Genomic DNA, 1,949 nt, shown 5'->3' with positions numbered 1-1,949 from the left:
GTGGAACGACAGCATCGCGGCGAACAGGCTCGTGACGTACAGAGCCGAACCGATGGTCACCAGGGTGCCCGGCAGGCGTGCGCCGGGTCGTCGTAGCCGGGCGGGAGCAGCACCCGGGTGCGGCCGGTGGGGATGCCCAGACCGGGGTCGGGGAGTGAGACGTCGGCCACGCGGACGCCGCCGGGGACGGTGGGCGGGATCGGCGTCGACGGCTCGGAATCCGAGTTGCCGCCGCTCGCCAGGAGCAGCAACCGCCCGAAATCGTCCAAGGAACGGACGTATCCGACGTAACTGTTGACGCCTGCGGCGACGGTCAGCAGCGCCAGCAGGACCGGCACCGCGATGGCGATCTTGCGCATCCGCCGCCGTTTCACGACCACGATCGCGAGGACGGTGAGGACGGCCAGGGCGGCCACCAACACCACGGACTCCAGGGGGCTGCGCCCGCCTGCCTGTTCGGTGACGGAAGCGGGCAGCTGAGGACCCGGACCGATCACGCCTGTGAATGCCACGCGCACGAAGACGATTATGCCCGTGATTCGAAAAGCCGTTCCACGTATTGGATTTCATACCGCATGTGCGGTTGTTCCGAATTCTGCGCGGAAGTCGACGCCGCCCCGCGCCCGTCCGGCGGATCCCGGTACGCTTTGTGGCGTCCACTTCGGGCGGGGTCGGATTTCGGGAGGTTGCCGGGAATGCGGTCGATCGCCGAATTCGGTGCCGATCTTTCACTCATCGACTGGTGGCCGGTGCGCGCCGCGGTGCTGGCGGTCACGCTGGTCGTGCTGGCGGTGCTGGCGTACCGCCTCCGCGTGAGGGCGGCGCGGTACGCGCTGATCCCGATCGGCGCGCTCCTGCTCGTGGTCAACGTCCTGCTCGGGGTGAACGCGTACTTCGGGTACTACCTGACGCTCGCCCAAGCGGTGGGCGCGGCCAGCGAAGACGAAGGCTCGCTGGCGATGCTCAACTCGAAAACCGTCCCGCGCAACGCGGGCGTGGTGATCGACGTCCAGATCCCACCCCGCGAATCCGGCTTCCAAGCCCGACCGGCCCAGGTGTACCTGCCCCCGGAGTGGTTCACCAGCCCCCGCCCCAAACTCCCGGTGATCGTCCTCCTCCACGGAACCCCGGGCAGCCCGGAGGACTGGCTGAACGGAGGAGAAGCCCAGCGCACAGCGGACCGCTGGGCGGCAACCCACGGCGGAAAGACGCCGATCGTGGTGATGCCGGACGTCAACGGCTCCACCTTCGACGACACGGAATGCGTCAACAGCCCGCGCGGAAACGCGGAAACCTACCTCACCGAAGACGTCCCGAACTACATCCGAACCCAGTTCCTGACCCGGGACCCGGGCAAGGACTGGGCGGTGGCCGGCCTGAGCGAGGGAGGCAGCTGCGCGATCATGCTCGCCCTGCGCCACCAGGACCTCTTCTCGACCTTCGCCGACTTCGGCGGGTTGCTCGGGCCCCGGGACGGAGACACGAACGATCCCGGAACCACCGTTTCGTCGCTGTTCGACGGGTCTCAGGGGGCGTTCAACGCTCATGAGCCCGAGTGGTTGTTGACTCATCAGCGGTTTGCCGGGTTGCACGGGTTCTTCGTCGTGGGGTCGGAGGATCCTGAGCCTCGGGCTGCTGTGGAGCGGCTTGCTGGGTTGGCTCGGCGGGCTGGGGTGGATACTTCCGTCGTTGTGATTCCCGGTGGGGAGCACACGTTCGACGTGTGGCGGGATGGTTTTGCCGACGCTTTGCCCTGGATCGTTGAGCGGGTTGGGGTGAAGGTCGCTCGGTGAACTTTGCCGCTGCTTTGGGGTTTCTTGGTGGCGGTTTGGGTTTTTGGTTGCTGCTTGTGGTTGTTGGGTTGTTGGTGGGGGTCATCCCCGTGGTTGGTGGATTGTGGGGGCTGTGCTCCGGATGTCAAGCCCGGCCTTTGGCCGCCCCTGCGGGGT

2 protein-coding genes are annotated in these 1,949 nt (G+C 67.1%); one reads left to right on the top strand and one right to left on the bottom strand.

Annotated features, from left to right (window positions below; all coding sequences use genetic code 11):
- Nucleotides 1-56: 56 nt before the first annotated feature.
- Nucleotides 57-518 carry a hypothetical protein gene (locus tag ABTZ89_RS38335; RefSeq protein ID WP_351054323.1) on the bottom strand — a complete coding sequence of 154 codons (462 nt, stop codon included), beginning with the start codon at nucleotides 516-518 and terminating at the stop codon, nucleotides 57-59.
- Between the two features lie 177 nt (nucleotides 519-695).
- Between ABTZ89_RS38335 and ABTZ89_RS38330 the strand changes: the two genes are divergently transcribed.
- Nucleotides 696-1,793, top strand: a complete 1,098-nt coding sequence (locus ABTZ89_RS38330) for an alpha/beta hydrolase (RefSeq protein ID WP_351054321.1) — start codon at nucleotides 696-698, stop codon at nucleotides 1,791-1,793.
- The last annotated feature ends 156 nt before the right edge of the window (nucleotides 1,794-1,949 follow it).

Origin of the sequence: Saccharopolyspora sp. NPDC002686, from assembly GCF_040295745.1 — a bacterium.
GTDB lineage: Bacteria > Actinomycetota > Actinomycetes > Mycobacteriales > Pseudonocardiaceae > Saccharopolyspora > Saccharopolyspora oryzae.
This window is presented reverse-complemented; position numbering and strand designations above follow the sequence as displayed.